The sequence below is a fragment of the Streptomyces celluloflavus genome (assembly GCA_000720995.1).
Classification (GTDB): domain Bacteria; phylum Actinomycetota; class Actinomycetes; order Streptomycetales; family Streptomycetaceae; genus Streptomyces; species Streptomyces celluloflavus.
Map to the genome: position 1 here is coordinate 59,143 of JOEL01000056.1, position 9,533 is coordinate 68,675.

The 9,533-nt window shown below is 70.1% G+C and carries 3 protein-coding genes, 1 tRNA gene and 1 rRNA gene; 1 reads left to right on the forward strand and 4 read right to left on the reverse strand.

The genetic code is table 11. The annotated features are described in order from the left end of the window. Window positions 1-14 precede the first annotated feature (14 nt). Entirely contained in the window at window positions 15-5,525 is a 5,511-nt protein-coding gene (locus IH09_RS31640) for a HAMP domain-containing protein (RefSeq protein ID WP_110952707.1), read from the reverse strand. Window positions 5,526-5,805: 280 nt separating this feature from the next. On the opposite strand from IH09_RS31640, the gene IH09_RS31645 reads away from it, so the two are divergent. After that, window positions 5,806-8,427, forward strand: coding sequence for a SpoIIE family protein phosphatase (locus IH09_RS31645; protein WP_052860981.1), 2,622 nt, complete (start codon window positions 5,806-5,808; stop codon window positions 8,425-8,427). A 106-nt stretch (window positions 8,428-8,533) separates the two neighbouring features. On the opposite strand, the gene IH09_RS31650 is transcribed toward IH09_RS31645, so the two are convergent. The 3 genes from IH09_RS31650 to rrf all read right to left on the reverse strand — a co-directional run. Then, a tRNA-Thr gene (locus tag IH09_RS31650) sits at window positions 8,534-8,609 on the reverse strand. A gap of 57 nt (window positions 8,610-8,666) precedes the next feature. Then, a complete protein-coding gene (locus IH09_RS31655; protein WP_052860982.1) occupies window positions 8,667-9,344 on the reverse strand; it encodes a DegT/DnrJ/EryC1/StrS family aminotransferase in 678 nt (225 codons plus the stop codon). A gap of 115 nt (window positions 9,345-9,459) precedes the next feature. Next, window positions 9,460-9,533, reverse strand: a 5S ribosomal RNA gene (gene rrf, locus IH09_RS40910); the annotation flags it as partial.

A 9,533-nucleotide genomic window follows, 5' to 3' on the forward strand; every position in this document is an offset into this window, starting at 1 on the left:
TACTGGACGCCCCGTCACTCCGCGCGCATCCATTGCTCCATGACCGACAACAGATGATCGGTATCCACCGGCTTGGTCACATAGTCGGAAGCTCCGGAGTCGATGCTCTTCTCCCGGTCGCCCTTCATCGCCTTCGCGGTCAGCGCGATGATGGGCAGCCCGGCGAACTGCGGCATCCGGCGGATCGCGGCCGTGGTCGCGTACCCGTCCATCTCCGGCATCATGATGTCCATCAGCACCAGGACGACATCGTCGTGCTGCTCCAGCACCTCGATGCCCTCCCGGCCGTTCTCCGCGTACAGCACCGAAAGCCCGTGCTGCTCCAGGACGCTGGTGAGCGCGAAGACATTGCGGATGTCGTCGTCGACGATCAGCACCTTCTCACCGTGGAACCCGCCCTCGACCGCCGGGTCCACCAGATCCTGGCCGTTGCCGATCCACGGCTCCTCCGCGGGCTGCCGGTCGGCCGGCGGCAGGGACGGCAGGGGCGCGTGCTGCGGCGGGGCGGCCGGGGAGCGGCCCGGCAGCGCGAAGCGGCGGGCGGCGCCCGAAACCGCGCGGCGGCGGCGCCGGTTGAGCGCTCCGCCCGCCCGATCGTCGGCCTGCCGTTCATCGGCCTCGGCCTGCCGGCCGACCTCCGTCTCGCGCGCCTCCGCGTCCATCGCCAGGCCGCCCGCCACCAGCTGCGGGTAGCCCTGTGGCGGCAGACCGCCCTGGTTGTGCGGCAGGTAAAGCGTGAAGGTGGAGCCGCGGCCCGGCTCACTGGCGGCGTGGATCTCGCCGCCCAGCAGCCGGGCGATCTCCCGGCTGATGGACAGCCCCAGGCCCGTGCCGCCGTACTTGCGGCTGGTCGTACCGTCCGCCTGCTTGAACGCCTCGAAGATGACCCGCATCTTGCTGGACGCGATACCGATGCCCGTGTCGGTCACCGAGAACGCGATCATGGCGGCGTCCGGATCGCGCAGCGCACCGTGCTCCAGCAGCTGCTCGCGGATCGCCACCGGCACCTCCGCGCCGGCCGGCCGGATGACGAGTTCGACGGCGCCGCTGTCGGTGAACTTCACCGCGTTGGAGAGCAGATTGCGCAGCACCTGGAGCAGCCGCTGCTCATCGGTGTGCAGCGTGGCGGGCAGCTCCGGGGAGACCCGTACGGAGAAGTCGAGTCCCTTCTCCGCGGTCAGCGGCCGGAAGGTCGCCTCGACGTAGTCGACGAGCTGGACCAGCGCGATCCGCGTCGGGCTGACATCCATCTTGCCCGCCTCCACCTTCGACAGGTCGAGGATGTCGTTGATCAGCTGGAGCAGGTCGCTGCCCGCGCCGTGGATCGTCTCGGCGAACTCCACCTGCTTCGGCGAGAGGTTGCCCTCGGCGTTGTCGGCCAGCAACTTGGCGAGAATCAGCAGGGAGTTGAGCGGCGTGCGCAGTTCGTGCGACATGTTCGCCAGGAACTCCGACTTGTAGCGCATCGAGACCGCGAGCTGCTCGGCGCGCTCCTCCAGGACCTGCCGCGCCTCCTCGATCTCGGTGTTCTTCACCTCGATGTCGCGGTTCTGCTCGCGCAGTTGCTCGGCCTTCTCCTCCAGCTCGGAGTTGGACAGCTCCAGCGCCTTCTGCCGGCTCTCCAGCTCCCCGGACCGCTCCTTGAGCTGCTCGGTCAGCTCCTGCGACTGCTTGAGCAGCACCTCGGTCTTGGTGTTGACCGAGATGGTGTTGACGCTGGTCGCGATCATCTCGGCGATCTGGTTGAGGAAGTCCTTCTGGATCTGCGTGAACGGCTGGAAGGAAGCCAGCTCGATCACTCCGAGCACCTTGTCCTCGAAGAGCACCGGCAGCACGATCACATTCGCCGGCGGCGCCTCCCCGAGCCCGGAGGCGATCTTGAGGTAGCCGGCCGGGACGTTCTCCACCAGGATGGTGCGCCCCTCCACGGCGGCCGTGCCGATCAGCGTCTCGCCCGGCCGGAAGGTCGTCGGCATCCCGCCCATCGCGTACCCGTAGGAGCCCATCAGCCGCAGCTCGTACGCGCCCGCCTCGCCGCCGTCCGTGCGGAGCTCCCGGCTGTCGGGCCGGTCCGCGAGGAAGAACGCGCCGTGCTGCGCGGAGACCGCGGGGGACAGTTCGCTCATGATGAGCGTGGCGACGTCCTTGAGGTCGCGGCGGCCCTGCATCAGACCGGAGATCCGGGCCAGATTGCCCTTGAGCCAGTCCTGTTCCTCGTTGGCGAGCGTGGTCTCGCGCAGCGTGGAGATCATGGTGTTGACGTTGTCCTGGAGCTCCAGGATCTCGCCGGCGGCGTCCACGTCGATGCGGACGTTGTGGTCGCCGAGGGTGACCGCGGCGGCGACCGCGGCGATGGCGCGCACCTGGCGGGTCAGGTTGCCCGCCATCTCGTTCACCGATTCGGTCAGGTCCTTCCAGGTGCCGGCCACGCCCCGCACCTGCGCCTGGCCGCCGAGCTGGCCCTCCGTACCCACCTCGCGGGCCACCCTGGTGACCTGCTCGGCGAAGGACGACAGCTGATCGACCATGGTGTTGATCGTGGTCTTCAGCGCGAGGATCTCACCGCGCGCGTCGATGTCGATCTTCTTGGTCAGATCGCCCTTGGCGATGGCGGTGGTGACCATGGCGATGTTGCGTACCTGGCCGGTGAGGTTGTTGGCCATCGAGTTCACCGACTCGGTGAGGTCCCGCCACGTGCCGGCGACACCGGGGACGCGGGCCTGGCCGCCCAGGATGCCGTCGGTGCCCACCTCACGGGCCACCCGTGTGACCTCGTCGGCGAACGACGACAGCGTCGTGACCATCGTGTTGACCGTGTCGGCGAGCTGCGCGACCTCGCCCCGCGCCTCGACCGTGACCTTCTTCGTCAGATCGCCGTTGGCGACCGCCGCCGAGACCTGCGAGATGTTGCGCACCTGGATGGTCAGGTTGTTGGCCATCAGGTTGACGTTGTCGCTGAGGTCCCGCCAGATACCGGTGGCGCCCGCCACCCGCGCCTGACCGCCCAACTGCCCCTCGGTGCCCACCTCACGGGCCACTCGCGTCACCTGCTCCGCGAACGAGGAGAGCTGGTCGACCATGGTGTTGACGGTCGTGACGAGTTCGAGGATCTCGCCCTTGGCGTCGACGGTGATCTTCTTGGAGAGGTCGCCGCGGGCCACCGCAGTCGTCACCTCGGCGATGTTGCGGACCTGGGACGTCAGATTGTTCGCCATGAAGTTGACGGACTGGGTGAGGTCCTTCCAGGTCCCGCTGACGCCCTGCACCTCGGCCTGACCGCCCAGCATGCCCTCCGTGCCCACCTCGCGGGCGACCCGGGTGACCTGCTCCGCGAAGGACGACAGCTGGTCGACCATCGTGTTCAGAGTGTTCTTCAGCTCCAGGATCTCGCCCCGGGCGTCCACGTCGATCTTCTGCGACAGATCACCGCGCGCCACCGCCGTGGCCACCTGCGCGATGTTGCGGACCTGCGCCGTCAGGTTGCCGGCCATGCCGTTCACCGAGTCGGTCAGATCGCGCCAGACACCCGCGACGCCCGGCACCTGCGCCTGACCGCCCAGCCTGCCGTCCGTACCGACCTCCCGGGCGACCCGGGTGACCTGCTCGGCGAATGCGGAGAGCTGGTCGACCATCGTGTTGATGGTGTTCTTCAGCTCCAGGATCTCGCCGCGCGCGTCCACGTCGATCTTCTGCGACAGATCACCACGCGCCACCGCCGTCGTCACCTGGGCGATCTGCCGCACCTGTGACGTCAGGTTCCCCGCCATGAAGTTGACGGAGTCGGTCAGTTCCTTCCAGGTGCCGCTGACGCCGTCCACCCGGGCCTGCCCGCCGAGCTGGCCCTCCGTCCCCACGTCCCGGGCCATCCGCGTGACCTGGTCCGCGAACGAGGACAGCTGGTCCACCATGGTGTTCACGGTGTTCTTCAGCTGGAGCATCTCGCCGGAGACATCGACGGTGACCTTCTGCGACAGATCGCCGTTGGCGACCGCCGTCGTCACCTGGGCGATATTGCGCACCTGCCCGGTCAGGTTGCGGAAGGCGGTGTTCACGGAGTCCGTGAGGTCCTTCCAGGTGCCCGCCGCGCCCGGCACCGCCGCCTGGCCGCCCAGCTCGCCCTCGACGCCGATCTCCCGCGCCACCCGCGTCACTTCGGCACCGAACGACGACAGCTGCCCCACCATCGTGTTGACGGTGTTCTTCAACTCCAGCATTTCACCGGCCACATCGACGGTGACCGTCTGCGACAGGTCACCATTGGCGACCGCCGTCGTCACCTGCGCGATGTCCCGCACCTGCGCCGTGAGGTTGCGGAACGCGGTGTTCACCGAGTCGGTGAGGTCCTTCCACGTCCCGGCCGCGCCCGGCACCTGCGCCTGCCCGCCGAGCTGCCCCTCGGCTCCGACCTCACTCGCCACCCGCGTCACTTCGTCCGCGAAGGTCCGCAGCGTCTCGGTCATGGTGTTGATGGTGTCGGCGAGCTGCGCGACCTCGCCGCGCGCGCTGACCGTGACCTTCTGCGACAGATCGCCGCTCGCGACGGCGGTCGTGACCTGGGCGATGCCCCGCACCTGCGCGGTGAGGTTTCCGGCCATGAGATTGACCGAATCCGTCAGGTCCTTCCACACCCCGGCGACACCGGGGACCTGCGCCTGCCCGCCGAGTTCCCCCTCCGTACCGACCTCGCGCGCGACGCGGGTCACCTCGGAGGCGAACGAGGAGAGCTGGTCCACCATCGTGTTGACGGTGTTCTTGAGCTCCAGCATCTCGCCGGCCACGTGCACCGTGACCTTCCGGGACAGATCACCCTTGGCGACCGCGGTGGTCACCAGGGCGATGTCCCGCACCTGCGCGGTCAGCCGGGAGGCCATCGTGTTGACGGACTCGGTGAGGTCCTTCCACGATCCGGACATGCCGCGCACCCGCGCCTGCCCGCCGAGCTTGCCCTCCGTACCGACCTCGCTGGCCACCCGGGTGACCTCGTCGGTGAACGCCGAGAGCTGGTCCACGAGCCCGTTGACCGTACGGCCGACCTTCAGGAACTCGCCCCGCAGCGGATGCTCCGAGGCCCCGTCGGAACTCCGCGAACGCAGATCCATCCGCTGTTCCAGATCGCCCTCGGACACCGCCGACAGCACCCGGCCCACCTCGGAGACGGGCCGTACGAGGTCGTCCACCAGGGAGTTCGAGGCGTCGATGGCCGCGGCCCAGGAGCCCTCGCAGGCGCCGACCTCCAGCCGTTCCGTGAGCTTTCCCTCACGTCCGACGACCCTGCGCACCCGGGCCAGCTCGCCGGTCAGATGCAGATTGCGGTCCGCGACCTCGTTGAAGACCGCGGCGATCTCCGACATGACGCCGTCGCCGGACACCGTGAGCCGTTTGCGGAAGTTCCCGTCCCGCATGGCGACCAGTGCGACCAACAGCCGGTTCAGCGCAGCCGTATCCACCTCGGTCGTCCCGTTGCTCCGGGAGCGTCCGCTCTTTGTGCGCGTGCTCACGCCCCGCGCCGCTGCGCCAGACTCCACCGTGTCCCTCCCGCAGGGTCGACCGTTCCACCCGGGCTTTCTCCTGATACCTGCCCAGTGTTTCACCCCGGCGCACCGAAGCCGCCGGAGGCCGAAACGTAACCACACCCCCGCCCGGTCGCTGAAACCGCCGGACATGGCCGCCGGAGTGCGTCTGGTCCCGGAAAGCATCCCTTCGTTCCCACTCCCCGCACCGACGGTCTAGCCTGGCTAGCGCATCGAGGCCGCGAGAAACGGGCACAGGACTCGGGGGAGCGACGAACAACCAATGGGGAGTGCTGTGATCACCGCGCGGGCCGCTGCCACGTTCGAGCCGGTCGGGCGCTCGGTTGCCGGCGCCCGCGCGTTCGTCCGCGACACCCTCCAGGGCTGGGGGCACGGCGACATCGTCGACGACGCCGTCGTCCTGACCAGCGAGCTGGTCACCAACGCCGTCGTCCACGCCGGCACCTCCGCCGACGTGCTCTGCCTGCGGACGGACGGCGGCGTACGCATCTCGGTCGCCGACCGGTACCCCGAACGCGAGATTCCGCTCCAGCACTCCGGCCGGACCGTCGTGCCCCCCGACCGCGAGGGCGGCCGCGGCCTGCTGCTGTGCGGCGCGCTGGCCTCCCTCTGGGGCGTGGAGTACACCGCCGCCCAGAAGCACGTCTGGTTCCAGCTCGACCTCCCCGAGCGCCCGGCCGGCACCCGCTCCGCCGGCCCCGCGCTCCCCGTGGACGCCCTGCCGGCCACCGACGGCCGGGTACGGGTCGCCGTGCTCCAGATCGACCGCGGCGGCTGCGTCACCTCCTGGAACGACGACGCCCGCGACCTCTTCGGCTACGACCCCGAACAGGTCGTCGGCAAACCCCTCACCGACTTCGCCGCCTGGCCGCACACCCCCGGCACCGGCACCGGCATCGCCGAGGCACTCCGGCTCTCCCGCTGGGAGGGCTCCTACGGCATACGGGGCGCCGACGGCCGGGTCGTCCCCGTCTACGCCTCCCACCTGCGCGTCCGCGACGCCGACGGCGAGGCGTCCACGGTCTGCCTCCTGGTACGCGACCACGAACGGGCGATCCTCCAGAGCCCGCAGCGCACCCCCGCCCCGGACGCCGCCGCCCAGCCCGAGGGCCGCCCGTCCGACCCGTTCGAGGTCTTCATCGGCTCACCGGCCCCCGACGACCTGGACGGACTCCTCCAGCGCACCGTCGAGCGCGCCCGCGACATGCTCGACGGCGACGCCGCCTACCTCCTGCTGGCCACCGACGACGAGACCGAGCTGGAGGTCCGCGCCTCCACGGGCCTGCCCTCCGCCCGCCAGCGCTTCGCCCGCGTCCCCGTGGAGGCCGGATCCGGACGCTACGGCTCCGCCCGGATGCCCGCCGTCCACGAAGACCTCGGCGCCGTCCCCGGCAGCGTGCCCCTGCTCAGCGGCACGGGCATGCGCTCCGTCGTCACGGTCCCGCTCAAGGTCGAGGGCCGGCTCACCGGCTCCCTCGGCGTCGCCGCCGAGGCCGCGGGCCGCTACTCCAACGAAGAGGCGCTGCGCCTCCAGTTCGCCGCCGACCGCATCGCCCTGGCCGTCGAACGCGCCCGGCTCACCGAGCTGGAGCGGCTGCGCCGCGGCTCGCTCTCCTTCCTCGTCGAGGCGTCCGACCTCCTGGCAGGCACTCTCGACCGCGACCAGACCCTGGCCCTGATGGCCCAGATGACGGTCCCCACCCTCGCCACCTGGTGCGCCGTCTACACCGTCGCCGACCAGACCTCCGAACCCGAGCTCTCCTACGTCCTGCACGAGGACGAGGACCGCATCGACGGCCTCAAGACCCTCCTGATGAAGGTCGATCCGCCCGAGCCCGTCCCGACCCCCGGCGCCCGCGTCTGGACCGCGCCCACCGACGCCGCCCACGATGCCGCGCTGCGCACCTCGCTGCGCAACCTGGGCCTGGGCGGCCCCGCCCGTCCCGGCACGGCCCCCGGCCCCTCGCTCGCCACCGCCTCCGCCGTCGGCGGCGAGACCGTCGTACTGCCCCTCGTCGCGCGCAACCGCGTCATCGGTATGCTCACCCTCGGCAAGCCCAGCGAGGAGCACTTCCGCCAGGAGATCCTCGAACTCGCCGAGGACCTCTCCCGCCGGGCCGCCCTCGCCCTGGACAACGCCCGCCTCTACTCCGAGCGCACGGCCATCAGCCAGTCCCTCCAGCGCAGCCTGCTGCCCCCGGAACTCCCCGAGGTCCCCGGCGTCGAGGTCGAGGTCATCTACCGCGCCGCCGGCGAGGGCAACGAGGTCGGCGGCGACTTCTACGACCTCTTCCCGATCCGCGACGGCGCGTACGGCTTCGCCATCGGCGACGTCTGCGGCACGGGCCCGGAGGCGGCAGCCGTCACCGGCCTGGCCCGGCACGCCCTGCGGCTGCTCGCCCGCGAGGGCTTCGGCGGCCCCGCGGTACTGGAGCGGCTCAACGCCGCCATCCTCGACGAGGGCGCCCGCAGCCGCTTCCTCACCCTCCTGTACGGCGAGCTCTGGCCGCAGCGCGACGGCAGCGCCGTCCTCAAGGTCGTCTGCGCCGGCCACCCGCTACCGCTGCGCCTGCGCCAGGACGGCACGGTCGAACCGGCCGCCGAACCCCAGCCCCTCCTCGGCGTCATGGACGACCTGGAACTCTACGAGCAGACCATCACCCTCGACCCGGGTGACGTCCTCCTGTGCGTCACCGACGGCGTCACCGAACGCCGCGAGGGCACCCGCATGCTCGGCGACGACGGCCTCACCGACGTCCTCACCACATGTACGGGCCTGACGGCGGGCGCCGTCGCCGCCCGCGTCCTGCGCGCCGTGGAACGCTTCGCCGCCGAACCCGCCTCCGACGACATGGCCATCCTCGCCATGCGCGTCCCCGAATTCCCCGCCGGCTGACGGACGGGGCCACGGCCAGGCATCGGTCAACCGCCCCGAAGCCGATCCCTTATGTCCCTTATCCCCACGCAAAAAGGCCCCCGCCATATGGCGGGGGCCTTTTCTCTGGAGCCCCAATACGGAATCGAACCGTAGACCTTCTCCTTACCATGGAGACGCTCTGCCGACTGAGCTATTGGGGCGCGGCAACAAAAGAAAGCATACCTGAAACCCGCCACACCACCGAATCGCCCACCCAGCTAAAAGGCCGGCTGCAACAATCCACCCAGCGCATTGCAGGCACTGACTATCTTGTGCAGCTCCCGACGTGACAACCCCGCATGCACGGGCAGCGCCAGCGTCTCCTCGACGGCCCGCTCGGTGCACGGCAGAAACACCTCCCGCCGCAGCCCCGGCATCCGGTACACGGGTGCCCGCACCGGTACCTGACATGCCACACCCCTGGCCCGCAGCGCCCGCGCGAACGCGTCCCGGTCCGGCCGCCCGTTCCCCGGCACCCGCACCACATACCGCTCGTAGGTATGCCCCGCCGCAGCCGTCGGCGTCACCACCCCGCTGAGCCTGCCGTCCAGATACGCCGCATGCATCCGCCGCCGCTCCACCCCGTCCGGCTCCGCTCCGGGCTCTCCCTCGACCACCACCAACAGCCCGTGCCGCCGCCCGACTTCACGGATCCGCCCCGCGTCCGCCGGCCGCCCGAACCGGTGTACCGCGACGACCGCGACCGTACGGCCGGACACGGCAGCCGATACCGCGGCGGGGTCGAGGCAGTAGCTGTCGGCGTCCACATCGGCGAACACCGGCACCGCGCCCACCCGCACCACCGCCTCCGCCACCTCGGCGTTGCCGTACGCCGGCACCACGACTTCGTCGCCTGCACGCACACCGGCCGATTCGAGCGTTCCCGCTGTCCCCATGACTGCGGATCCTGACCACACAAAGTGAACGCCGCGTTACACCCATCACGGTAAAAACGAAACAAAAAAGCTCCGGTCTCTGAACCAAAGGTTCAGAGACCGGAGCTTAAAATTTGTTCGGCGGCGTCCTACTCTCCCACAGAGTCCCCTCTGCAGTACCATCGGCGCTGAAAGGCTTAGCTTCCGGGT

Excerpts from the sequence above, each read along its gene's own strand:
- IH09_RS31655 (WP_052860982.1), bottom strand. The coding sequence starts at position 9,344 with ATGGGGACAGCGGGAACGCTCGAATCGGCCGGTGTGCGTGCAGGCGAC.